20 protein-coding genes are annotated in these 23,544 nt (G+C 61.4%); 10 read left to right on the top strand and 10 right to left on the bottom strand.

Annotated features, from left to right (window positions below):
* Positions 1–232: 232 nt before the first annotated feature.
* Entirely contained in the window at positions 233–2,524 is a 2,292-nt protein-coding gene (locus M2394_RS29325; protein WP_259175650.1) for a fatty acid cis/trans isomerase, read from the bottom strand.
* 166 nt (positions 2,525–2,690) lie between these two features.
* Between M2394_RS29325 and metH the strand changes: the two genes are divergently transcribed.
* From metH to M2394_RS29305, 4 genes are all read left to right on the top strand, one after another.
* A complete protein-coding gene (gene metH, locus M2394_RS29320; RefSeq protein ID WP_259175648.1) occupies positions 2,691–6,401 on the top strand; it encodes a methionine synthase in 3,711 nt (1,236 codons plus the stop codon).
* Positions 6,402–6,570: 169 nt separating this feature from the next.
* A complete protein-coding gene (locus M2394_RS29315; protein ID WP_178923054.1) occupies positions 6,571–6,789 on the top strand; it encodes a DUF2970 domain-containing protein in 219 nt (72 codons plus the stop codon).
* A 404-nt stretch (positions 6,790–7,193) separates the two neighbouring features.
* The gene (locus tag M2394_RS29310; protein ID WP_178923056.1) at positions 7,194–8,852 is read left to right on the top strand and encodes a nitrite/sulfite reductase; all 1,659 of its coding nucleotides are present in this window, start codon (positions 7,194–7,196) and stop codon (positions 8,850–8,852) included.
* Positions 8,836–9,330, top strand: coding sequence for a DUF934 domain-containing protein (locus M2394_RS29305; RefSeq protein ID WP_003235539.1), 495 nt, complete (start codon positions 8,836–8,838; stop codon positions 9,328–9,330). Before M2394_RS29310 ends, M2394_RS29305 begins: the two co-directional genes overlap by 17 nt.
* A gap of 41 nt (positions 9,331–9,371) precedes the next feature.
* Here the strand turns inward: M2394_RS29305 and M2394_RS29300 are convergent, their stop codons facing one another.
* Entirely contained in the window at positions 9,372–9,776 is a 405-nt protein-coding gene (locus M2394_RS29300; protein ID WP_259175642.1) for a MerR family transcriptional regulator, read from the bottom strand.
* Between the two features lie 72 nt (positions 9,777–9,848).
* Here M2394_RS29300 and M2394_RS29295 point away from each other — a divergent pair, with 72 nt between their 5' ends.
* Positions 9,849–11,081: an NADH:flavin oxidoreductase/NADH oxidase family protein gene (locus M2394_RS29295; protein ID WP_259175641.1), complete on the top strand. Its 1,233-nt coding sequence runs from the start codon at positions 9,849–9,851 to the stop codon at positions 11,079–11,081.
* Positions 11,082–11,158: 77 nt separating this feature from the next.
* Entirely contained in the window at positions 11,159–12,883 is a 1,725-nt protein-coding gene (poxB, locus tag M2394_RS29290) for a ubiquinone-dependent pyruvate dehydrogenase (protein ID WP_259175639.1), read from the top strand.
* Positions 12,884–12,987: 104 nt separating this feature from the next.
* Here poxB and M2394_RS29285 read toward each other — a convergent pair whose 3' ends face one another.
* The gene (locus M2394_RS29285) at positions 12,988–13,545 is read right to left on the bottom strand and encodes an NADPH-dependent FMN reductase (RefSeq protein WP_259175637.1); all 558 of its coding nucleotides are present in this window, start codon (positions 13,543–13,545) and stop codon (positions 12,988–12,990) included.
* Between the two features lie 229 nt (positions 13,546–13,774).
* Between M2394_RS29285 and M2394_RS29280 the strand changes: the two genes are divergently transcribed.
* The gene (locus tag M2394_RS29280; RefSeq protein WP_176997799.1) at positions 13,775–14,011 is read left to right on the top strand and encodes a hypothetical protein; all 237 of its coding nucleotides are present in this window, start codon (positions 13,775–13,777) and stop codon (positions 14,009–14,011) included.
* Between the two features lie 60 nt (positions 14,012–14,071).
* Here the strand turns inward: M2394_RS29280 and M2394_RS29275 are convergent, their stop codons facing one another.
* The gene (locus tag M2394_RS29275; RefSeq protein ID WP_259175635.1) at positions 14,072–14,428 is read right to left on the bottom strand and encodes a hypothetical protein; all 357 of its coding nucleotides are present in this window, start codon (positions 14,426–14,428) and stop codon (positions 14,072–14,074) included.
* A 102-nt stretch (positions 14,429–14,530) separates the two neighbouring features.
* Positions 14,531–14,980, bottom strand: a complete 450-nt coding sequence (gspG, locus tag M2394_RS29270; RefSeq protein WP_259175634.1) for a type II secretion system major pseudopilin GspG — start codon at positions 14,978–14,980, stop codon at positions 14,531–14,533.
* A gap of 133 nt (positions 14,981–15,113) precedes the next feature.
* Between gspG and M2394_RS29265 the strand changes: the two genes are divergently transcribed.
* On the top strand, positions 15,114–16,007 hold the full coding sequence (locus M2394_RS29265) for a LysR substrate-binding domain-containing protein (RefSeq protein WP_178923069.1): 894 nt from the start codon (positions 15,114–15,116) through the stop codon (positions 16,005–16,007).
* Here M2394_RS29265 and M2394_RS29260 read toward each other — a convergent pair.
* The 5 genes from M2394_RS29260 to M2394_RS29240 all read right to left on the bottom strand — a co-directional run bounded on the left by M2394_RS29260 (position 16,004) and on the right by M2394_RS29240 (position 21,160).
* A complete protein-coding gene (locus M2394_RS29260; RefSeq protein WP_176997803.1) occupies positions 16,004–16,585 on the bottom strand; it encodes a GNAT family N-acetyltransferase in 582 nt (193 codons plus the stop codon). The two genes, M2394_RS29265 and M2394_RS29260, sit on opposite strands and share 4 nt — an antisense overlap.
* 8 nt (positions 16,586–16,593) lie before the next feature.
* Positions 16,594–18,849, bottom strand: coding sequence for an Orn/Lys/Arg decarboxylase N-terminal domain-containing protein (locus M2394_RS29255; protein WP_259175633.1), 2,256 nt, complete (start codon positions 18,847–18,849; stop codon positions 16,594–16,596).
* Between the two features lie 203 nt (positions 18,850–19,052).
* Positions 19,053–19,793: a DNA polymerase III subunit epsilon gene (gene dnaQ, locus M2394_RS29250; RefSeq protein WP_178923800.1), complete on the bottom strand. Its 741-nt coding sequence runs from the start codon at positions 19,791–19,793 to the stop codon at positions 19,053–19,055.
* A gap of 110 nt (positions 19,794–19,903) precedes the next feature.
* Entirely contained in the window at positions 19,904–20,356 is a 453-nt protein-coding gene (rnhA, locus tag M2394_RS29245) for a ribonuclease HI (protein WP_016972779.1), read from the bottom strand.
* Positions 20,357–20,401: 45 nt separating this feature from the next.
* Positions 20,402–21,160 (bottom strand): class I SAM-dependent methyltransferase, encoded by a 759-nt coding sequence (locus M2394_RS29240; RefSeq protein WP_259175631.1) that lies wholly within the window; start codon positions 21,158–21,160, stop codon positions 20,402–20,404.
* 65 nt (positions 21,161–21,225) lie between these two features.
* On the opposite strand from M2394_RS29240, the gene gloB reads away from it, so the two are divergent.
* Both gloB and M2394_RS29230 read left to right on the top strand, forming a co-directional pair.
* Entirely contained in the window at positions 21,226–21,993 is a 768-nt protein-coding gene (gene gloB / locus M2394_RS29235) for a hydroxyacylglutathione hydrolase (RefSeq protein WP_259175630.1), read from the top strand.
* A 98-nt stretch (positions 21,994–22,091) separates the two neighbouring features.
* Positions 22,092–23,504 carry a transglycosylase SLT domain-containing protein gene (locus tag M2394_RS29230; RefSeq protein ID WP_178923698.1) on the top strand — a complete coding sequence of 471 codons (1,413 nt, stop codon included), beginning with the start codon at positions 22,092–22,094 and terminating at the stop codon, positions 23,502–23,504.
* The last annotated feature ends 40 nt before the right edge of the window (positions 23,505–23,544 follow it).

The following is a 23,544-nucleotide window of genomic DNA, read 5'->3' as shown; positions in this document are numbered from 1 at the left end:
AATCCGTGGGTAACCCGGCAGGACGCCGGGTTAGCCGTCCTGGGCCAAGGATGGCCCATGACGGCGGCCCACGGATTCAAGCCGGAGTGAGGGCACACCGAGCCTAAGCGAGGTGCCGAGTGTTGGGGCAAGAGCGTTTTGCTTACTTTTGCGCTCTTCAAAAGTGAGCCGCTGTAAGAGCGGAACCAATATCCGCCATCACCCAAATAACGGATATGCCCCCCGAAATCCCTCACAAATTCTCATACCGATTCATATCCAACACCCCCTCTTCCACCGGCGTAGTCTCATGGATGTACTGCGACAAATCATGGAAATACTGCCAGAACAACGGATGACTGCGACGCACGCCCCAACGGTCAACGATCTTTTCAAACCGGTTCGCATCCTTGGCCCGCTCCATCTGCGCCACAAACTCGGGTACTTCCTGCGCCGGAATGTTGAACATGAAATTCGGATAACTACTCAACACCCCCGGATAAATGGTCACCGTATCCAGCCCCGGCTGATAGCGATAAGCCTCACCCAACAGGAACGCCACGTTACTGTGGGCACGGTTACGCAGCATGCTATAGACCACACGCTTGCCACTGGCGGTCTCAATACGCAGCATGGTCGCCTCAGGCAATTGGTCGATGACCTTGAGCCCCGCTGCCGGACGTGACGTCAGGCGACTCAGCGCCTGTTCGGCGTCCTGCAACGCCGGGTCGATACCATCGCGGGAGCAATACGCGCCATCACAGCGGTTGATCGGGTCCGGGCTGGCGTTCAGGTCGCCGTAACGGGTGAGCAATAGGTTGGCAAAATCACGTTTGGGGTCTTTCTCATTCAGGTGCAGACCGGTCGGCTTGTCGTCGTCAATGGCTTCATAATCCAGCCACATCTTGAGCTTGCCGCTGTTCTGGTACCAGTCATCGAGGAACCCGTCGCGGGAGTCGGCCGGCATCAGGCGCAGGAAGTTCTGCTCGGCACCGTTGCGGATCAGGTCGAAATACAAGCGGGTCTGGGCCTGGTGCGACACGTTGCCAAACACGTCAAAGTTCACCGCCAACTGGTAATAGGTGCGCTCCAGCAGCGGGTAGTCGAACAGCCACATCGTCTGCGGCACTTCGCCGATCAAACCCTTGGTCACCGACGCACTGTCAAAGTGGCGGAAGATGGTCAACAAGGCATTGTCGTTGCCCGCCCACAGGGTCGACCAGCTCGGTGGCGGCACATCGGCGTAACTGTCGCGGCGCAAGGCTTCGTACTGGTTGCGCTTGTCGCGATAAGAGAGCCACAGGCTCAGCACGCTGCCCACGTCGTCATTCTGCCCCGGCATCGCCAGCAACGGCGTGGCCTGGCCGCGGTAGCGCGCATCGGTGATGTACAGGTCGTGGTCCGGGTCCTGGAACAGGGTCCAGAAGTTGTCACGGATCACATCCGTGGCGATCTGCCCACGGCACACCGGCCCGCGGATAAAGGTGCGCACAAAGTATTCGGCGTTATCGAGCATGAACTGGTAGCGCGCCTTGGCCGGGATGGCTTCGAACGTTTCGAACGGGTTGGCCCGGCGCCCTGGCCCATAGCCCGGTAGCGCATTGACCTGCCAGTTGCCGGCGTAGAACAGCTCCTTGATCCGCGCCATTTTCTGCGCACTGAACGGGTACGTGATGTGGGTTTTGTGCACGATCACGCCCTGCACCGGCCACAGGCGGTAGTACACCTGGGTGCCCGGGTCATCGTTGGGGCGACGGGTGGCGATCAGGTCAATCGGCTGGCCGCTGGGCGTGCGCGAACGCACCCACTGGAAGAAATGCCCCGGCTCGCCGTTCTCGAAATAGATATGCGCCAGGAACAGGTGCTCGAACAACCAGCGCGCCACCAGGCTTTCCCGGGCGCCGGGCTGGTTGAACAGGTTTTCCCACTGTTGCACTTGCAGCGCTTCCTTGGCGCTGGGGGCCAGGCCTTGCTCGTCAATCGGCGCGCCGGAGGCGAGCCAGCGTTGCAACGTCTGGTATTGCTGGTCCGTCAGGCCGGTGACGGCCAGCGGCATGCCTTCCTTGGGATGGGCGCCCGCGTAGGCATTGAACTCGCCGGGCATGGCGCACATGTTTTCGCGGTTCAGGCCCAATACGATGTCTTCGGGCAACTTGGCGTTAGGCTGCAGCGGTGCGTTGTGCCCCAGCTCCAGCATGCGCGCCATCAGCGCCGCCTGACTGCCCTGGGCATCCAGCACCGAATAGAAGCCCTTTTGCTGCCAGGCTTGCTTGCCGAAGGCGTCATAAAACAACCGCGTGGTTGGCGTGGCCTGGCTGCGCTCACCGTCGTAGACCGGCACTTTGCTCGCGCCCCGGGCCGCGCCTTCGGCACTGCCCAGGTTGAGCTGGCAGGCAGAGTCGTAGCAGGCATGGCAGGCCACGCATTTCTCGGTAAAGATCGGCTGGATATCGCGGGTATAGGAAATCGCCGGAGCGGGACTTTGTGCCTGGGTGCTGCTGGCAATCAGCAACAGCACGGCGCTGACGATAAGACGAAGTGACATGTATCCGGTCCCGATTCAATGCGTGCGCTTAAAATATGGCGGTGATTCTACCGGGCCACACCCCCCAACAACATGAACGATATTCATGCAAATACTGTGCATGCTCTAAATCGGCACAGGTTTGCTATGATTCACGCCCTCCGAAATGCCTGACCAGAGTAGTCCCATGTCCGATCGTAGCGTTCGTCTGCAAGCCCTTCATCAAGCCCTCAAGGAACGTATCCTGATCCTCGACGGCGGTATGGGCACGATGATCCAGAGCTACAAGCTTGAAGAAAATGACTACCGAGGCAAACGCTTTGCCGACTGGCCGAGCGACGTCAAGGGCAACAACGACCTGCTGGTGATCACCCGTCCGGACGTGATCGGTGGCATCGAGAAAGCCTACCTGGACGCCGGCGCCGACATCCTCGAAACCAACACCTTCAACGCCACGCGCATCTCCATGGCCGACTACGGCATGGAAGAGCTGGCCTATGAGCTAAACGTAGAAGGCGCACGCCTGGCGCGCAAGATCGCCGACGCCAAGACCGCCGAAAACCCGGCCAAGCCGCGTTTCGTTGCCGGCGTGCTCGGCCCGACCAGCCGTACCTGCTCGCTGTCGCCGGACGTGAACAACCCCGGCTACCGCAACGTGACCTTCGATGAACTGGTGGAGAACTACACCGAGGCCACCAAGGGCCTGATCGAAGGCGGCGCCGATCTGATCCTGATCGAGACCATTTTCGACACCCTCAACGCCAAGGCCGCGATCTTCGCCGTGCAGGGTGTGTTCGAAGAACTGGATATCGAACTGCCGATCATGATCAGCGGCACCATCACCGACGCCTCCGGCCGCACCCTGTCGGGCCAGACCACCGAAGCGTTCTGGAACTCGGTGGCCCATGCCAAGCCGATTTCCGTCGGCCTGAACTGCGCCCTGGGCGCCAGCGAGCTGCGTCCGTACCTGGAAGAGTTGTCGAACAAGGCCAACACCCACGTCTCCGCGCACCCGAACGCCGGGCTGCCCAACGAGTTCGGCGAGTACGACGAACTGCCGTCGCAAACCGCCAAGGTCATCGAAGAGTTTGCCCAGAGCGGCTTCCTCAACATCGTCGGCGGCTGCTGCGGCACCACGCCGGGCCACATCGAAGCCATCGCCAAGGCCGTAGCCGGCTATGCACCGCGCGTGATCCCGGACATTCCGAAGGCTTGCCGCCTGTCAGGCCTGGAGCCGTTCACCATTGATCGCAGTTCGTTGTTCGTCAACGTCGGCGAGCGCACCAACATCACCGGCTCGGCCAAGTTCGCCCGCTTGATCCGTGAAGACAACTACACCGAAGCCCTGGAAGTCGCCCTGCAGCAGGTGGAAGCCGGCGCCCAGGTGATCGACATCAACATGGACGAAGGGATGCTGGATTCGAAGAAGGCCATGGTGACCTTCCTCAATCTGATCGCCGGCGAGCCGGACATCTCCCGCGTGCCGATCATGATCGACTCCTCCAAGTGGGACGTGATCGAAGCCGGCCTCAAGTGCATCCAGGGCAAGGGCATCGTCAACTCCATCAGCATGAAGGAAGGCGTGGAGCAGTTCATTCACCACGCCAAGCTGTGCAAGCGCTACGGCGCCGCCGTGGTGGTGATGGCGTTCGACGAAGCCGGCCAGGCCGACACCGAAGCGCGCAAGAAAGAAATCTGCAAACGCTCCTACGACATCCTGGTCAATGAAGTGGGCTTCCCACCGGAAGACATCATCTTCGACCCGAACATCTTCGCGGTCGCCACCGGTATCGAAGAGCACAACAACTACGCCGTCGATTTCATCAACGCCTGTGCCTACATCCGTGACGAACTGCCCTACGCCCTGAGTTCCGGTGGCGTGTCCAACGTGTCGTTCTCGTTCCGCGGCAACAACCCGGTGCGTGAGGCGATCCACTCGGTGTTCCTGCTGTATGCGATTCGCAACGGCCTGACCATGGGCATCGTCAACGCCGGCCAGTTGGAGATCTACGACCAGATCCCGGCCGAGCTGCGCGACGCCGTGGAAGACGTGGTGCTCAACCGCACACCGGAAGGCACCGACGCCCTGCTCGCCATCGCCGACAAATACAAGGGCGACGGCAGCGTCAAGGAAGCCGAGACCGAGGAATGGCGTGGCTGGGACGTGAACAAGCGCCTGGAACACGCGCTGGTCAAGGGCATCACCACCCATATTGTCGAAGACACCGAGGAATCGCGGCTGTCGTTCGCACGCCCGATCGAAGTGATCGAAGGCCCGTTGATGTCCGGCATGAACATCGTCGGCGACCTGTTTGGCGCCGGCAAAATGTTCCTGCCTCAGGTGGTGAAGTCCGCACGGGTGATGAAGCAGGCCGTGGCCCACTTGATCCCGTTCATCGAGCTGGAGAAAGGCGACAAGCCGGAAGCCAAGGGCAAGATCCTGATGGCCACGGTCAAAGGCGACGTGCACGACATCGGCAAGAACATTGTCGGCGTGGTGCTGGGTTGCAACGGCTATGACATCGTCGACCTGGGCGTGATGGTGCCGGCGGAGAAGATTCTGCAAGTGGCCAAGGAGCAGAAGTGCGACATTATCGGGCTGTCCGGCCTGATCACGCCGTCCCTGGACGAAATGGTGCACGTGGCCCGCGAGATGCAGCGCCAGGACTTCCACCTGCCGCTGATGATCGGTGGCGCCACCACCTCCAAGGCGCACACGGCGGTGAAGATCGAGCCCAAGTACAGCAACGATGCAGTGGTGTACGTCACCGACGCCTCCCGTGCGGTGGGCGTGGCCACGCAGCTGCTGTCCAAGGAGCTGAAAGCCGGCTTTGTGGAACGCACCCGCGAGGAGTACGTGGAAGTGCGCGAGCGCACCTCCAACCGCAGCGCCCGTACCGAACGCTTGAGCTACGCCGCGGCCATCGCCAAGAAGCCGCAGTTCGACTGGAACACCTACACGCCGGTGGTGCCGACCTTTACCGGTTCCAAGGTGCTGGACAATATCGACCTCAAGGTGCTGGCCGAATACATCGACTGGACGCCGTTCTTCATTTCCTGGGACCTGGCAGGCAAGTTCCCGCGCATCCTCGACGACGAAGTGGTCGGTGAAGCGGCCCGCGCGCTGTATGCCGACGCCCAGGAAATGCTGGCCAAGCTGATCGATGAAAAGCTCATCAGCGCCCGTGCGGTATTCGGCTTCTGGCCGGCGAACCAGGTGCAGGACGACGACCTGGAAGTCTACGGCGACGATGGCAAGCCCCTGGCGACCCTGCACCACCTGCGCCAGCAGATCATCAAGACCGACGGCAAGCCGAACTTCTCCCTGGCCGACTTCGTGGCCCCCAAGGACAGCGGCGTGACCGACTACGTGGGCGGGTTCATCACCACCGCCGGCATCGGCGCCGAAGAAGTGGCCAAGGCTTACCAGGACGCGGGCGACGACTACAACTCGATCATGGTCAAGGCCCTGGCCGACCGCCTGGCCGAGGCCTGCGCCGAGTGGCTGCACCAGCAAGTGCGTAAAGACTACTGGGGTTATGCCAAGGACGAAGCACTGGACAACGAGGCGCTGATCAAGGAGCAGTACAGCGGCATCCGCCCTGCCCCGGGCTACCCGGCGTGCCCGGATCACACCGAGAAAGGCACCCTGTTCCAGTTGCTCGACCCAGAAGCCCGTGAAATGCAAGCCGGCCGCAGCGGCGTGTTCCTCACCGAGCACTACGCCATGTTCCCGGCGGCGGCGGTCAGCGGCTGGTACTTCGCCCACCCGCAGGCGCAGTACTTTGCGGTCGGCAAGATCGACAAGGACCAGGTGGTCAGCTACACCGCGCGCAAAGGCCAGGACCTGGCCGTGACCGAGCGCTGGCTGGCGCCGAACCTGGGCTACGACAACTGATCTGACACAACACCGATCAACCTGTGGGAGCTGGCTTGCCTGCGATGACGGTCTTTCAGTTGATGACAATGTCGACTGACAAACCGCTATCGCAGGCAAGCCAGCTCCCACATGGGTTTTATGGTGTTTGGGCTATGCTTTCCTCCAGGCTCCGTCTTGCGAGGGATGTATGGACGATCCAGTCAACAACAAGCCACCTACCTTCTGGCAGATGCTCCACAGCGTCATGGCCGCCGCCTTTGGCGTGCAGAGCGGCAAGAATCGCGCCCGCGATTTCACCCACGGCAAACCCAGCCACTTCGTGATCCTGGGCATCCTGTTCACGGGGGTGTTCGCGCTGACACTGTTTGGCATCGTCAAACTGGTGCTGCACCTGGCCGGCGTGTAAACCCAACCTGACTGTAGGAGCTGGCTTGCCAGCTCCTACAGGGGTCTGTAGCTATGGCTACTGGTGGCTGACCCAGAACACCGCGGTGCCCACCACCAGGATGATCAGGAACAGAATGGCCCAGGCATCAACGGTACTATCGGGTTTACGGGCTTTTGTAGAATTGCTCATCGCATCGCCTCTTGTCGGTTTTGTAGGTGATTGCACTAAGACTCGACGACAGTAAAGTTGATGATTGCCCGCATGACAAATGTGGGTAATGCGATAACCGTTCTCAATAGGCGATTTGGTTATTTGCATATACTCAAACATCACTTTTGCGCATAAACGCAAACTGGTATCGTGCGCCGGCTCCGTTGGGAGTGCGCGGCCGTGCGCGCAGATTTGCCGAGAACAGGACCTATATGTACGTATACGACGAATACGATCAGCGCATCATCGAGGACCGCGTCAAGCAGTTCCGTGATCAGACCCGACGCTATCTGGCAGGTGAACTGAGCGAAGAAGAGTTCCGCCCTCTGCGCCTGCAAAATGGCCTTTATGTTCAGCGCTTTGCGCCGATGCTGCGAGTGGCCGTGCCCTATGGCCAGCTGACTTCGCGCCAGATGCGCATGATGGCCAAGATTGCCCGCGACTACGACAAAGGCTATGCCCACATCAGTACCCGCCAGAACGTGCAGTTCAACTGGCCGGCGCTGGAAGACGTGCCGGACATCCTGGCTGAACTGGCCACCGTGCAGATGCACGCCATTCAGACCAGCGGTAACTGCCTGCGCAACGTGACCACCGACCAATTCGCCGGCGTTGCTGCCGATGAACTGATCGACCCACGCCCCTGGTGCGAAATCGTCCGTCAATGGACTACCTTCCACCCAGAATTCGCCTACCTGCCGCGCAAGTTCAAGATCGCCATCAATGGCTCGACCTCGGACCGTGCAGCGATCGAAGTGCACGATATCGGCCTGGAGCCGGTGTACAACGCAGCCGGCGAGCTGGGCTTCCGCGTACTCGTGGGTGGCGGCCTCGGTCGTACCCCGGTGGTGGGTGCCTTCATCAACGAGTTCCTGCCGTGGCAGGACCTGTTGAGCTACCTTGACGCGATCCTGCGGGTCTACAACCGCTATGGCCGTCGTGACAACAAGTACAAGGCCCGGATCAAGATCCTGGTCAAGGCGCTGACCCCTGAGGTGTTTGCCCAGAAAGTCGACGCTGAAATGGAACACCTGCGCGGCGGCCAGACCACCCTGACCGAAGCCGAAGTACATCGCGTTGCCAAGCACTTCGTCGACCCTGAGTACAAGGCCCTGGCCAATCAGGACGCCGAGTTTGCAGCGCTCGATAAAGAACACCCGGGTTTCGCCCGCTGGCGTGGCCGCAACACCCTGGCGCACAAGAAGCCGGGCTACGTGGCCGTGACCCTGTCGTTGAAGCCTACCGGTGTTGCACCGGGCGATATCACCGACAAGCAGCTGGACGCCGTGGCCGATCTGGCCGACCGCTACAGCTTCGGCCAACTGCGCACCTCCCACGAGCAGAACATCATCCTCGCGGACGTTGAGCAGAGCCAGTTGTTCACCCTGTGGGGCGAGCTGCGCGAAGGCGGTTTTGCCACGCCGAACATCGGCCTGCTGACCGACATCATCTGCTGCCCGGGCGGCGATTTCTGCTCCCTGGCCAACGCCAAGTCGATCCCGATTGCCGAATCGATCCAGCGCCGTTTCGACGACCTGGACTACCTGTTCGACATCGGCGAGCTGGACCTGAACATCTCCGGTTGCATGAACGCCTGTGGTCACCACCACGTCGGCCACATCGGCATCCTGGGCGTGGACAAGAAAGGCGAAGAATTCTACCAAGTGTCCCTGGGTGGCAGCGCCAGCCGCGATGCGAGCCTGGGCAAGATCCTCGGCCCATCCTTCGCCCAGGAAGCCATGCCTGAGGTGATCGGCAAGTTGATCGATGTGTACATCGAACAGCGCACCGAAGATGAGCGTTTCATCGACACCTACCAGCGCATCGGCATCGACCTGTTCAAGGAGCGCGTCTATGCAGCGAATCATTAAGAACAACGAAGTCCTCGACGAAACCTGGCACCTGCTGCCCAAGGACGCGAGCTTCGACGGCATCTCCAACTGCGACGACCTGATCGTGCCGTTGGCGCTGTGGCGCGAACACGGTCACGCCCTCAAGGCCCGCGACGGCGGCCTGGGTGTGTGGCTGGACGCCGATGAAGAAGCCGAAGAAATCGGCGCCGACGTGGAACACTTCCAGGTCATCGCGCTGAATTTCCCGGCCTTCACCGACGGGCGCAACTACTCCAACGCACGCCTGCTGCGTGATCGCTACGGTTACAAGGGCGAGCTGCGGGCGATTGGCGACGTGCTGCGCGACCAGTTGTTCTACCTGCGCCGCTGCGGGTTCGATGCCTTCGCCTTGCGCGCCGACAAAGACCCGTACGAAGCGCTGGAAAGCCTCAAGGACTTCTCGGTGACGTACCAGGCTGCGACGGATGAACCGTTGCCGCTGTTCCGCCGCCGCTGAACCTTGGCGTACAAAAAGCCCTGGCAATGCCAGGGCTTTTTTTATGCGTCGTTTTTGATGGCGGCCAGCACACGCTGCTGGCCCATGGAACAGGGAACGCCTTCAGGGTGCGCCCGCACCGTCTCGATCACCCCCAGCAATTGCGCCTTGCTGTGGGCCAACTGCGCTTGCATCTGTTCGATCTGCTGCACCTTGCGCTCCAGCGCGTCGATCAGTTCCTCGCGCTTGTGCTCGCCCGGAGCCGGCATCAAGGCCTTGAGTTCCTGCAAGGTGAACCCGGCCTTTTGCGCACTCTGGATCAGTTGCAGGGTCTGTAGCGCCTCTACGGCATAGCGCCGGTAGCCATTGGCCTGGCGCCCCACCTGGCTGATCAGGCCTTCGGCTTCGTAGAAGCGGATGCGCGATGCCGCCAAGCCACTCTGTTTTGCCAGCTCACCAATATTCATCGCCACGCCCTGCTTGACATTAAAGTTAACTTTAAGCTTAGCCTGAGGCCTCCCCCGCTCAGGAGTCAACCCATGTCACCCTTTGAAGCCTTGCAACTGCCCAACGGCCAAGTCCTCGCCAACCGAATCGCCAAGGCGGCGATGGAAGAGAACATGGCGGATGCTCGGCAAGCGCCCTCCCGCGAATTGAAGCAGCTGTACAAGGCCTGGGCCGACGGCGAACCGGGCTTGCTGTTGACCGGCAACGTGATGATCGACCGTCGCGCCATGACCGGCCCCGGTGGCGTCGCCCTGGAAGATGAGCAGCACCTGGCGAGCTTTCGCGAATGGGCCGACATCGCCCGCGCCAAGGGCGTGCACTTCTGGGTGCAACTCAACCACCCCGGCCGCCAGACCATGGCCAACCTGGGCCAGCAAGCGCTGGCGCCGTCGGCGGTCGCACTGGACCTCGGTGGTTTTTCCAAGATGTTCGCCAAGCCCAAGGCGATGACCGAAGACGATATTCAAGACGTGATCCAGCGCTTCGCCACCAGCGCCCGCCTGGCCGAGCAAGCCGGCTTCACCGGCGTGCAGATCCATGCGGCCCACGGTTACCTGCTCAGCCAGTTCCTGTCGCCGCTGAGCAACCAGCGCACCGATCGCTGGGGCGGCAGCCTGGAGAACCGCGCCCGCTTGCTGGTGGAGGTGATCACGGCCGTGCGCGCCAGCGTCAGCCCCGGGTTTTGCGTGGCGGTGAAGCTCAACTCGGCAGACTTCCAGCGCGGCGGCTTCGACGCGGCGGATGCGCGGGCGGTGGTCGAGTTGCTCAACACCTTGCCGGTCGACCTGCTGGAGTTGTCCGGTGGCAGTTACGAAGCCCCGGCCATGCAGGGCGAAGCGCGGGACGGCCGGACCCTGGCCCGTGAGGCGTACTTTTTGGAGATGGCCAGTGAGCTGGCGGCCATTGCCACCATGCCGGTGATGGTCACCGGCGGCATTCGCCGCTTGCCGGTGGTGCAACAAGTGCTCGACAGCGGCATCGCCATGGCCGGTATCGCCACAGCGCTGACCCTGGAACCCCAGCTGATCAAACACTGGCGTGAGGGGCGCGACCTCAACCCGCAATTGCAGCCGATCCGCTGGAAGCGCAAGCCGCTGGCCTCCCTCGCCACCATGGCCGTGGTGCGCGAGCAACTGCGCCGCCTGAGCCGCGGACGCCTGCCCAACCCGAGCGTCGCGCCCCTGCTGGCTCTGGTACGTGACCAGTGGTTTATCGCACGACGCACCCGCCAATACCGTGCGGCCATGACGCAATCTTCACAATAAGGACGGAGCATTCGCCGTGATCGAACTGTCCTCTACTGATCAGCCGTTTTTAACCTCACTGACGATTGGAGTGCTTCATGGCGAACATCAACCTGGCCCAGCAATTGGCAACCACCCTTGAACAGGCGGGCATCAAGCGCATCTGGGGCCTGACCGGCGACAGCCTGAACGGCCTGACCGACGCCCTGCGCACCATGGACAGCATCGAGTGGATGCACGTGCGCCATGAGGAAGTCGCCGCCTTCGCGGCTGGCGCCGAGGCGGCAGCCACCGGCGAATTGACGGTGTGCGCCGGCAGCTGCGGGCCGGGCAACCTGCACCTGATCAATGGGCTGTTCGACTGCCATCGCAACCACGTGCCGGTGCTGGCCATTGCGGCGCAGATCCCCTCCTCCGAGATCGGCCTGAACTACTTCCAGGAAACCCATCCCCAGGAACTGTTCAAGGAGTGCAGCCACTTTATCGAGCTGGTGACCAACCCCGCGCAGATGCCCCAGGTGCTGCACCGCGCCATGCGTTCGGCGATCCTCAACCGTGGCGTGGCCGTGGTGGTGATCCCCGGGGACATTTCGCTGCTGGAGGTCGAGGACACGCTCAAGCCCTGGCCTGCCCTGCACGCACCGCGCACCTTACCGGCCGAACAGGACCTGCAACGCCTCACCGAGCTGCTCGATGGCAGCCAGAAAGTCACCCTGCTGTGCGGCAGCGGCTGTGCCGGCGCCCATGACCAGGTAGTGGCCTTGGCCGATACCCTGGGCGCACCGGTGGTGCATGCCTTGCGGGGCAAGGAGCATGTGGAATGGGACAACCCGTTTGATGTGGGCATGACCGGCCTGATCGGCTTCAGCTCGGGCTACCATGCCATGCTCAACTGCGACACGCTGATCATGCTCGGCACCGACTTCCCCTACCGCCAGTTCTACCCCACCGACGCGAAGATCATCCAGGTCGACCGCAACCCGCAGGCACTGGGGCGCCGCGCCACCCTGGACCTGGGCATCGCCGCCGACGTCAGCGAAACCCTTGACGCGCTCTTGCCGCGCCTGACCCGCAAGACCGATCGCAGCTTCCTCGACACGTCGTTGAAGCACTATGAGAAAGCCCGCCAAGGCCTGGATGACCTGGCGCAACCGTCGAAAGCCAACCGCCCCATCCACCCGCAATACGTCGCGCGCTTGCTCAGCGAACTGGCCAGTGATGATGCGATCTTCACCGCCGACGTTGGCTCGCCCACCGTGTGGGCCGCGCGTTATTTGAAGATGAACGGCAAACGCCGCCTGATCGGCTCGTTCAACCATGGCTCCATGGCCAACGCCATGCCCCAGGCGATCGGCGCCCAAGCGGCGTTCCCCGGGCGGCAGGTGATTTCCCTGTCCGGTGACGGCGGGTTCGCCATGTTGATGGGGGACTTCATTTCGTTGGCGCAGTTGAAACTGCCGGTCAAAGTCATCGTGTTCGACAACTCATCCCTGGGGTTTGTGGCCATGGAGATGAAAGCCGCCGGCTACCTGGACACCGGCACCGAGCTGAAAAACCCGGACTTTGCGGCCATGTCCAATGCCATGGGGATCCTGGGCATTCGCGTGGAGCAATCCGAAGACCTGGAACCGGCCTTGCGCCGCGCCCTGGCCCATGACGGCCCGGTGCTGGTGGACGTGGTGACGGCGACTCAGGAACTGGTGATGCCGCCGAGCATCAAGCTGGAGCAGGCCAAGGGTTTCAGCCTGTACATGCTCAAGGCGGTGATGAGTGGCCGTGGCGATGAAGTGATCGAACTGGCGCGCACTAACTGGCTGCGCTGAGCCAGCTCGACTGACGTGACACTTGCCGGCGATGGCGGTTTCGTGAGCACCGCAAGGCTTTAGGGCCTATCGCCGGCAAGCCGGCTCCTACAAGGTGTGGGGTGTCAGGCGGATTGTTTTTCTACCCATTTGCCGTAGGCATCGATAAACGCCTGCAGGAAGGGTCTGGTTTTTTCCGACAGTTTGCCAGCCTCATCGAACAGGCTGCCTGCGCCGCCCAGGTAGGCTTCCGGCTGCTGCATGCACGGCACATCGAGGAACACCAGGGACTGGCGCAAGTGGTGGTTGGCACCAAACCCGCCAATGGCACCGGGTGACACGCTGATGATCGCTCCCGGCTTGCCGCTCCAGGCACTTTTGCCGTAGGGACGGGAGCCGACGTCAATCGCATTCTTCAGTGGAGCAGGCACGGAACGGTTGTATTCCGGGGTCACGAACAACACCGCGTCGGATGAGCTCACCTGTTGACGGAAAGTACTGTAGGCTGCCGGCGGCGCACCTCCGTCGATGTCCTCGTTGTAGAGTGGCAGATCGCCAATTTCCACAATGTTCAACTTCAGGTTGGCAGGGGCCAGTTCGGCCAAGGCCAGGGCGACCTTGCGGTTGATCGACTCTTTTCTCAAGCTGCCAACCAGGACGGCAATCGTGTAGACCTTGCTCATTGAGGTTTTCCCGACGTCTGACTAAAGGAGCTTTCAGTTATAGAGTCTTCACGCCGTGTTCACCAGCAGGTTTTTGCTATTCCTCCTGAACGTTACTGCGCACTCATGCGCGTAGGAAGCGTCTGAAATCTTCAACGAATAGTATTTTTTTACTATAGGTAAACTACCCCGCTCCATGACGGTCTACAGAACCGCAAATCGAGTGTTTATCTCCAGAGGTTCTAAACAGATGGCTGCAGTACTTGTCGGACAGTTCCATGCCAGAGACGCGGAAGGACGCGTGTATTCGGTGCATGAGTTCCAGGAATCCAACCCGGCGCAGGACAGCCAGGCTGGCTCGATGCCTACCACCACCTACAAATTGGCCATTGGCGACCGCGTAGAAAAGCTGGAAGGAGATGAGTTCAAACTGATTCAGTCGGGCACCATCATTGTCCGTGAATCGGAAACCACCCTCGCGTCATAAGATCTCGCCTCACTAGACCTGCTCAGTCCTGGCCATCCGCGCCATTGACTGGGCCGGCGATCACTGCCGGCTTATCTGCGTCACCTCCACCCCTTGCTCCCCCTCCACTTGCTTGAGCGTCACCAGCACCCGCCCCTTTTCACCCTCGACGACAAACATCGAGCGCGTGTAGCCCGGTGTATTCCCCGTGGTGCCATAGCCTGGGTGCGCGACCACTTCCCTGACCAGTGCAATGTCCAGCACGGTGCCCACTTGCTCGGCCACCTGTTCCTGGGAGCGGATGAACGCTTCGAGCGCATGCTTTTGCGGGGTGTTGTCGTCGGTGTTACTGAAGAGGTAAGCAGCCACGCAGCCGACGGTCACCAGGACCACCAGTTGCTTGACCGTTACCCCGAGAACATTCGAGGGTAGCGGCATTCGAGACCAGACCTGTTTTTGTTGTAAGTGCCGGTAACCGGCATTGGTCGTTGATGATCAGACGCGTCATTCTAATCAGGTCTATGGGTATTGCCAGATGATTCAGTTGTCGCCGTAGGTAATATCCTTGTTGACCCCGACACCGCCCAGCGTGCGGTCCTTGCCGAACGAGAACAGATCAAACGGCGCCTGGCCCTGGGTCGCAGGGTAATGGTACTGGTAGGCAATGCCCCACGGGTCGGTCAGCAGTTCGTCCTTGATATAAGGACCTTTCCACTGCGCCACGTCGACAGGCTGCTCAGTCAAGGCCTCCAGCCCTTCCTCGTCGGTGGGATAGCGGCCCGTGTCGTGATGAAAACCTTCGAGTGCCTTGCCCAACTCGGCCACCTGCGTTTTTGCCGTGGCGATCTCGGCCAGGGTCACATCGCCAAACAGCCGTGGCCCCACCGCCAGGGTCAATAGCCCAACGATGACCAACACCACCAGCACCGCCCAACGGGTAAACCCTCGCTGGCGGTACAGGCTGTCAAATGCTGCGGTTTTGCCGGACATCGCGACGCTCCCTCATTGTTCGTCGGTTATTACACGCTTTACATGAACCGCAGGTTGCAACGGTAGGCGAAAAGCCCACGCTGTTTTTTGCCCAGCCATTGAAACCCCATCGCACTGAACATAGACTCCGGCGATGCGTTTACGTCATATCGAAGTGATTCAGGCCATCTTGCAGACCGGACACCTCGGCACGGCCGCCGAATGGTTGCAACTCCCCGTGGGCGACGTGGACGCCACGCTCAAGGATGCCGAGCACCTGTTGGGCTTCATGCTGTTTGCCAGTGTGCGCGGGCGTTTGCAAGCAACGCGTGAGACCCTGGAGCTGCAAACACAGATCGCCCACCTCTACGAAGCCCTGGAACCGGTACAACGCCTGGCCAGCCGGCTGAAACACCATCACGCCCCGACCCTGCGCGCCCTGTGCACGCCGCCCCTGGCCAACCAGTTGTTGCCACAGAGCATCGCCGTGTTGCGGCGGCGCTTCCAGGACACCCCGTGCAACCTGTCCAGCCAGCCGACCCGGGAGATCGTGCGCAGCCTGCTGCTGCACGAGGCCGACGTGGGCTTGAGCCTGCATGACCCGGAACACCCGCAGATCCAGAGCACCGTGCTGGCCCAGGGCAAGCTGCAACTGCTCGCCCCCCATGGCTGGCTCAAACCCAAGCAGAAGTACATTGCGCTGCAGGACCTGGCCGGCCAGTCGATGATCGGCCTCGAAGGCCATGACCCCTTGAGCCGCCTGTTGGACGCCAAGCTGCAAGCCCTGCGCCCGTTGCCAGTGGTGCAGACGCGGGTGCAGACCTACCAGATGATGCGCAGCATGGTGGAAGCCGGGGAAGGCCTGGCGATTGTCGACCCGTTCACCGCCTACGGCGCCCGGGAAGCCGGGTTGGATGCGTGCCCGGTGTCGCCACCGATCCCGGTCAGCCTGTATGCGCTGACCCTCAAGGACGGCACGCCGTCACCGGCCTTGAATGCGCTGCTGGAGATCGTCACCCAGAAGGCCGAAAGCCTGCTGCCGGGTTAAACCTGTTCGACTTCGCTCTTGAACAACCGGTACCAGAAAATCGCCACTTCGCGGGTCTGTGGGTCGATGCCGCGATAGCGCAGGTGGTCGATCCCGCCCATCACATAACCGCAACGCTCATACAAACGGCAGGCGCCGAGGTTGTTGTTCTGGGTCTCCAGCATCATCCCCGGCAGGTTCTTCTTGCGGCTCCAGAACTGCGCCACATCCAGCAGCGCCTTCGCCACGCCATGGCGCCGCGCCGGCAAGGCCACCGCCAGTTCGTCGACGTGGGCAAAGCCGTTCCAGTTGGTGCTGACCACGATATGCCCCACCGCTCGGTCGTCCAGGTAGGCCATGAAGATCGCACTGTCCGGCGCGTCACGGAAACTGGCGAACTCTTCAGGATCGATCCCGTAGCACTTGCGGTACGGCACGATGCGCTCCACCGGCCACTGATCGACCCGCTTGCCCATCTGCGGCTCGCCGTAGGTGCTCACCTCAAAACTGAAGTCATTGCCCCACACGTAGGCATCAAAGCCCTCGTCGGCGACCCTTACACTGAGCCCCGGGTACTTCGGGTTCATTACAGCCTGCATAACCATCCTTAACCCTTGATGCAATCGACGGTGTAACAACGACCACTGCCGTCATCTTCGTGTTGCAACCCATGAACATCCGCGACAAAACCGGGGAAACTGCTATCGAACGTCCGGGCAAACGCCAGGTAGTCGATGATCGATCGTGTCGATTCGGTAAAGCGCTCACCGGGCATGATCAACGGAATGCCCGGCGGATAAGGCACCAGCATCACGGCTGCGATGCGCCCTGGCAAGGCATCAATGGAAACCGCCTCCACTTCCCCCCTCACCAACTGGTCGTAAGCGTCGGCCGGTTTCATCGCGATGTCCGGCAATACCGTGTACATGCGCTTGAGGTGCTTGGCCGTGGCGTTACTGCGATAACAGCTGTGCAATTGGTCGCACAGGTCGCGCAGCCCCAGGCCCTGGTAACGCGTCGGACCCTGGGCATACACCGAGGGCAAACAGCTGGCCAGGCTGACGTTGGCGTCGTAGTTGCGCTTGAACTCCAGCAACTCGGTAAGCAAGGTACTCCACTTGCCTTTGGTAATGCCCATGGAAAACAGCACGAGGAAGGAATACAGGCCAGTCTTTTCCACCACCAGCCCACGCTCCCAGAGGAATTTACTGACGACCGCGGCGGGAATCCCACAGTCGCTCAAGGCGCCACCCGCGTTGAGGCCCGGCATTACCAACGTGACCTTGATCGGATCGAGCAATACGTAGTCTTCGGCCACATCACCGAACCCGTGCCAGTCATCCTGCGGCTGCAACAGCCAATCCGCCGTGGCGACGCGGTCGATCCCGGCCACCGAGGGCGGCTGCCAGATGGAAAACCACCAGTCTTCGGCGGCGATGTGTTGGCGCAGGTTGGCCAGGGCGCGGCGAAAACTCAGGGCTTCGTCGAACATCTCCTGCAGCAACGAGCGCCCGGCCGGGCCTTCCATCATGGCCGAAGCGACGTCCAGCGAGGCAATGATGCTGTATTGCGGCGAGGTGGAGATGTGCATCATGAACGCTTCGTTGAAACGGTCGCGGTCCAGCTGGCGAGCGCCGCCATCCTGCACATGGATCATCGACGCCTGGCTGAATGCCGCCAGCAGCTTGTGGGTCGAGTGGGTGGTGAACACCAGTGGGCTGTCCGGGGTGCGCGAGGTGCCCATGCCATAGCGTCCGGCAAAGAACTCATGGAAGGCCGCGTAGGCGTACCAGGCTTCATCGAAGTGCAGCACTTCGACGCTGTTGCCCAATTGCTGCTTGATCAGCTCAGCGTTGTAGCACAGGCCGTCGTAGGTGGAGTTGGTCACCACCGCCATCTTGACTTTCGGCGGGCGCCCTCGGGTCAAGGGGCTGGCGTCGATCTTGGCGCGGATGGAATCGGGGCTGAATTCACTCAGGGGGATCGGGCCGATGATACCCAGCTCGTTGCGCTCCGGGCACAGGTACAGCGGGATCGCGCCGGTCATGATGATCGAATGCAGCACCGACTTGTGGCAGTTGCGGTCCACCAGTACCAGGTCATCGCGGCCAACCATGGAATGCCAGACGATCTTGTTGGCGGTGGACGTACCGTTGATCACGAAGAACGTATGGTCGGCGCCAAAGTTGCGCGCGGCGCGGGCTTCGGCTTCCGCCAGCGGCCCGGTGTGATCGAGCAGCGAGCCCAGCTCGGGCACCGAGACCGACAAATCCGAACGCAGGGTGTTTTCCCCGAAGAACTGATGAAACGCCTGCCCTACAGGGCTTTTGCGATAGGCCACCCCGCCACCGTGGCCGGGGGTGTGCCAGGAATAATTGGAGTCGGCCGTGTGCTGCACCAGGGCCTTGAAGAAAGGCGGCAACAAGCCATCCAGGTAGCCACGCGCCGCTCGGGCGACTTGTCGGGCCAGGAACGGCACGGTGTCTTCGAACAGGTAGAGGATGCCGCGCAGTTGGTTGAGTTCGCTCATGGCATCGGCCGGCGCGTTCTCCAGGGTGACTTGCTCGCCCAGGGCGAAGATCGGCAGGTTGGGCGCCCGCACCCGGGCCAGACGGATCAGCTCGACCATGTTTTGCAGCAGGTGGGTGTTTTCGCCGGCCCCTTCGGCGGCGATCAGCATGCACGCCAGGCCATGATGGGTAGAGGCCACCAGCCGGCCTTCGGCGTAGTCCACCGCAGAGAAGATACTGAAGCCCTCTTGTTCCAGCTCCCGGGCGATGCCCCGGACCCGATCACCGGCCACCGTGTCGGCCTTGATGTCACGGTGCACGATAAGAACAGGGAACTTCAGGTCTTTGTACATGAGTGCGTTCAGTCCTGAGGGCTATGCACTCAAGGGTAGAAGCTTGGGACGGATGACGCGAATGAAGATTTCGAAAGCCGTAGAAATCAAATGTGGGAGCGGGCGTGCTCGCGAATGCGGTGTTTCAGTCAATAAATGAGCCGACTGAACCACCGCATTCGCGAGCACGCCCGCTCCCACATTGTTTACCGCGTCGAGTCAGCCTATTGCTGGGTCAGGGTCGACCACAACGCCGGTGCACCCGCCGACTTGGCGATGGCTTCCAGGCGCGCGGCATGCTCGGCCATGTCCTGCTCGCTGGCGCGAATGATCACGCTCGGCTTGCGATCAGCCGGCAGGCGACGGATTTCCGAAGGGCGATTGCCCGAACCTTCGGCAGAACCGCTGCCGTCAGAGGCGTTGCCAGCCAGCGACAGGCTGGTCTGCCCGCCCGTCATGGCCAGGTAGACGTCCGCCAGGATCTCGGAGTCGAGCAAGGCGCCGTGGAGCTCACGACCGGAGTTATCGACGCCATAACGTTTGCACAAGGCGTCGAGGCTGTTGCGCTGGCCCGGGTGACGTTCGCGGGCCATCATCAAGGTGTCGAGGATCGAGCAGTGCTGGGAGATGTCCGCGCGATCGGTCTGCCCCATCAGGGCAAATTCGTTGTTGATGAAGCCGACGTCGAACGCCGCGTTATGGATGATCAGCTGGGCGCCGGTGATGAACTCGAAAAACTCATCGGCGACTTCCGCGAAACGTGGCTTGCCCTTGAGGAACTCGTCGGTGATGCCGTGGACGCCGATTGCGCCTTCGTCACTGTCGCGGTCCGGTTGCAGGTACACGTGAAAGTGACGGCCGGTGAGGCGGCGGCCCATCAGTTCGACACAACCGATTTCGATGATCCGGTGACCATCGGTCACCGGCATGCCGGTGGTTTCGGTATCGAGTACAACAGATCGGATGGCCATCAGGGTTCAGCTCTCAACGGGGGTGTATTTCAAGATGCGGGATATTAGCACGTCATGCCCCACGCAGCCCAAGGCCGGCCCTGGGCGTTACCGCGCTTTAATGATCAGCTCTGCTTGTAGCCGCGCACATCGTCCACGCCACGGTTGGCCAGCTGGTCAGCCCGTTCGTTGCCCGGGTGGCCGATGTGCCCGCGCACCCATTTCCAGGTGATGTTGTGGCGGTTGCACTGCTCATCGAGCAGTTGCCACAGGTCGGCGTTTTTCACCGGTTCCTTGGCGGCGGTCTTCCAGCCACGCTTTTTCCAGTTGACCATCCACTCGTTGATGCCCTTCATCACGTATTGCGAGTCGGTTACCAGCAGCACGTCGCAGCGGCGCTTGAGTTCTTCGAGGCCACGGATGGCGCCCATCAGCTCCATGCGGTTGTTGGTGGTGTTGGGTTCGCCGCCCCACAGTTCCTTCTCCACGCCCTTGCACACCAGCAACGCGCCCCAGCCACCAGGGCCTGGGTTGCCCTTGCAGGCGCCATCAGTGAAGAGTTCTACGGTATCGGTCATCGGTTACATCCATCAAGACAGGCAAGTCTGAAATCAAAAAAGGTATTAGGGTTCGCTTTGCTTGCGGTTGACCTTGGCCATCGGCATCGGCACCAGCTTGCCCATGGGCTGGCGCAGCACCTGGCGCACAGGGCGCAGCCCAACCACGATCTTGCGCGCGACCAATAGATAGAAGCCGCCACCCGACAGTTGCCAGGCACCCGCGCGGCGTTCCCAGCCGGCCAGGCGGCCTTGCCACTTGGCCGAGGCAAGCGGCGGACGATAGCACCCGAAGCGGCGTTTCTCCAGCGCAAAGCCCAGCAGGTTCAGCCAATCCCCTACGCGCGACGGCGAGATGCAGCGCGCCTGGCGCAAGCCATCATGGGCGAACACATGACGCAAGCCCCAACTGCTCCAGGGGTTGATGCCGATGATCAGCAGATGGCCACCCGGGCGCACGCTGCTGGCGGCCTCGCGCAGCAGGCCGTGGGGCGACAGGCAGAAATCCAGGCCATGCTGCAGCACCACCACATCGGCGGCATGTTCACTCAACGGCCAGGCTTGTTCCTCGCAGACGATTTCCACCCCCGGCAGCGGCGCACCCAGGCGCACATTGCGTTGCACCTGTGGCGCGGTGGGCGGTGTCTCGGCCGACGGGCCGTAATGCACCAGGTAGCCACCAAAGAAGCGGCCCAGCTCGTCTTCGAGCATGCGCCGCTCTTCGTCCAGCAAAAATTGCCCGATGGGCCCGGTCAGCCATTCACGGGCCGCGCCGATCAGGGCCAGCCATTCAGGATCGGCCTGGGCGAACGCTTTATCAGTCATTGCATTCTCCAACTCGCCTAGACGTTCTAAGATGCACCAATGTGTTCAGCTTGGCGAATCGAAGAATGATACAGATCAGTGCCCTGCCCGCCTTCACCGATAACTACATCTGGTTGTTACAAGACCCTCAAAGCCAACGCTGCGCGGTGGTCGACCCAGGCGATGCTGCGCCCGTGCTGGCTTGGCTCGGGCAAAACCCGCAATGGACCCTCAGCGACATCCTGATCACCCACCATCACCACGACCATGTCGGCGGTGTCGAACAGCTCAAACAGCTGACCGGCGCCAAGGTCTACGGCCCGGCGAACGAGAAGATCCCGGGGCGAGACGTGGCCTTGCAAGACAACGACCGTGTCAGCGTACTGGGTTGGGACTTCGACGTTTATAGCGTACCCGGCCACACCCTCGGCCATATCGCCTTTTATCACCACGGCGTGCTGTTCTGCGGTGACACCCTGTTTGCCGCCGGTTGCGGCCGCCTGTTCGAAGGCACGCCAGAACAGATGCACACCTCCCTGGAACGCCTGGCGGCCCTGCCCGCCGACACCCTGGTGTACTGCACCCACGAATACACACAAAGCAACCTGAGGTTCGCCCAGGCCGTGGAACCGGACAACGCCGACATCGCCGAACGGGTGGAGAACGTAAATCAACTCAGGGCGCGCGGCGAGATGACGCTGCCGTCCAACCTGGCCCTGGAAAAACGTACTAACCCTTTCCTGCGTACCACTGAAACATCCGTTAAACAAAAAGCGGACGAACGGAATGGCCGCGACAACCGCGCTGGGGCCGAGGTGTTTGCTAGCTTGAGGGCTTGGAAAGATAAGTTCTAATGGATCGCAATCTGATACGTATTTTCTGAATGGTTGACCGGAACCCAAGCGCTTTCTAGAATCGCCCGACATTTTTGCCCGGAACTTACTTCCAGCCAATGTCGTCATCTATTCGTAAATCCATTTCTTCAGACGCATTGACCCGCCTGGCTCAAGCTGTGGCGGTGGCTGTGTCCGCGACTCTGGCGGGCTGCCAATCGACAAATTTCGCTGCACAATCCACCGTGCAACCCAAACCGAATCTTGCTGCCAAGATCAAGCAAAAACCTATTTGGCTATCAGAGAAGCCCAGCCCCGAAGTGCCCCAGGACGTCTGGGAACGCATGCGACGGGGCTTTCAATTGCAGGACGGCCTGGGTGTCAACCCGCGCATCGAGCAACAGCGCTTGTGGTTCGCCAGCAACCCTTCCTTCCTGGAGAACGCCGGAGAACGCGGCAGCCTCTACATTCATTACATCGTCGAACGCCTTGAAGAACGCAACATGCCGCTAGAACTGGCGCTGCTGCCGGTGATTGAAAGCGCCTACAACCCAATGGCCTATTCGCGCAGCGATGCAGTTGGCTTGTGGCAGTTTATTCCTTCCACCGGGCGTTACTTCAACCTGCGCCAGACCCGCGCCTACGACGGCCGCCGCGACATCACCGCCTCCACCACCGCCGCCCTGGACTACCTGACCCGCCTGCACGACATGTTCAACGGCGACTGGTTGCTGGCGCTGGCCGCCTACAACGCCGGTGAAGGCACGGTGAGCCGGGCGATAGAGCGCAACGAGAAGCTCGGCCTGCCGACCGACTACTGGAACCTGCCCCTGCCCCAGGAAACCAAGGACTACGTGCCCAAGTTCCTGGCGCTGTCCCAGGTGGTGCTGGCCCCCGAGGCCTACGGCGTCAACCTGAGCCCGATCGCCAACCAGCCGTATTTCGAAGTGGTCGAGGTCAAGCAGAGCATGGACCTGTCCCGGGTCGCCGCGCTGGCCGAGATCGACGAAGACGAACTGTTCCAGCTCAACCCCGCGTTGAAGCAACGCACCACCCTGGACGGCCCCCAGCATTTGCTGGTGCCAAGCTCCAAGGCGCAGCTGCTCACCAGCACCCTGTCGACGATGAAGCCAGAGGAATTGCTGGCGATGCGTCCGAAGAAGCAGGTGTTCGACGAAGTCGAGACTGCACGTGTTGCCGGGCGTTCACGCAGCTACAAGGTGCGCAGCGGCGACAACCTCACGCTGATCGCCAAGGCCAACAAAGTCGACGTGCATGACCTGCAACGCTGGAACAAGCTCAACGGCCAGGCCCTCAAGGTCGGCCAGACCCTGGTGATGCAGGACACCCGCAAGCTGGTGGCCAAGGCTGACAGCAAGAAGCCGGTGCAATACAAGGTCAAGAAAGGTGACTCGCTGTACATCGTCGCCAAGCGTTTCAACGTCGAGATGCAACATCTCAAGCGTTGGAACCCGCGCACTGGCCAGGCGCTGAAGCCTGGGCAGATGTTGGTGGTGTCCGGGCCTCGCTGAGGCCTGAAGCACACCGCGGGCTAATGTGGGAGCGGGCTTG

The sequence above is a fragment of the Pseudomonas sp. BIGb0164 genome (genome assembly GCF_024810135.1).
Taxonomy (GTDB): domain Bacteria; phylum Pseudomonadota; class Gammaproteobacteria; order Pseudomonadales; family Pseudomonadaceae; genus Aquipseudomonas.
This window is presented reverse-complemented; position numbering and strand designations above follow the sequence as displayed.

Bases quoted from the DNA above. Each gene is read 5' to 3' on its own strand.
- M2394_RS29325 (WP_259175650.1), bottom strand. From the start codon at position 2,524: ATGTCACTTCGTCTTATCGTCAGCGCCGTGCTGTTGCTGATTGCCAGC.
- metH (WP_259175648.1), top strand. From the start codon at position 2,691: ATGTCCGATCGTAGCGTTCGTCTGCAAGCCCTTCATCAAGCCCTCAAG.
- M2394_RS29315 (WP_178923054.1), top strand. From the start codon at position 6,571: ATGGACGATCCAGTCAACAACAAGCCACCTACCTTCTGGCAGATGCTC.
- M2394_RS29310 (WP_178923056.1), top strand. From the start codon at position 7,194: ATGTACGTATACGACGAATACGATCAGCGCATCATCGAGGACCGCGTC.
- M2394_RS29305 (WP_003235539.1), top strand. From the start codon at position 8,836: ATGCAGCGAATCATTAAGAACAACGAAGTCCTCGACGAAACCTGGCAC.
- M2394_RS29300 (WP_259175642.1), bottom strand. From the start codon at position 9,776: ATGAATATTGGTGAGCTGGCAAAACAGAGTGGCTTGGCGGCATCGCGC.
- M2394_RS29295 (WP_259175641.1), top strand. From the start codon at position 9,849: ATGTCACCCTTTGAAGCCTTGCAACTGCCCAACGGCCAAGTCCTCGCC.
- poxB (WP_259175639.1), top strand. From the start codon at position 11,159: ATGGCGAACATCAACCTGGCCCAGCAATTGGCAACCACCCTTGAACAG.
- M2394_RS29285 (WP_259175637.1), bottom strand. From the start codon at position 13,545: ATGAGCAAGGTCTACACGATTGCCGTCCTGGTTGGCAGCTTGAGAAAA.
- M2394_RS29280 (WP_176997799.1), top strand. From the start codon at position 13,775: ATGGCTGCAGTACTTGTCGGACAGTTCCATGCCAGAGACGCGGAAGGA.
- M2394_RS29275 (WP_259175635.1), bottom strand. From the start codon at position 14,428: ATGCCGCTACCCTCGAATGTTCTCGGGGTAACGGTCAAGCAACTGGTG.
- gspG (WP_259175634.1), bottom strand. From the start codon at position 14,980: ATGTCCGGCAAAACCGCAGCATTTGACAGCCTGTACCGCCAGCGAGGG.
- M2394_RS29265 (WP_178923069.1), top strand. From the start codon at position 15,114: ATGCGTTTACGTCATATCGAAGTGATTCAGGCCATCTTGCAGACCGGA.
- M2394_RS29260 (WP_176997803.1), bottom strand. From the start codon at position 16,585: ATGCAGGCTGTAATGAACCCGAAGTACCCGGGGCTCAGTGTAAGGGTC.
- M2394_RS29255 (WP_259175633.1), bottom strand. From the start codon at position 18,849: ATGTACAAAGACCTGAAGTTCCCTGTTCTTATCGTGCACCGTGACATC.
- rnhA (WP_016972779.1), bottom strand. From the start codon at position 20,356: ATGACCGATACCGTAGAACTCTTCACTGATGGCGCCTGCAAGGGCAAC.
- M2394_RS29240 (WP_259175631.1), bottom strand. From the start codon at position 21,160: ATGACTGATAAAGCGTTCGCCCAGGCCGATCCTGAATGGCTGGCCCTG.
- gloB (WP_259175630.1), top strand. From the start codon at position 21,226: ATGATACAGATCAGTGCCCTGCCCGCCTTCACCGATAACTACATCTGG.
- M2394_RS29230 (WP_178923698.1), top strand. From the start codon at position 22,092: ATGTCGTCATCTATTCGTAAATCCATTTCTTCAGACGCATTGACCCGC.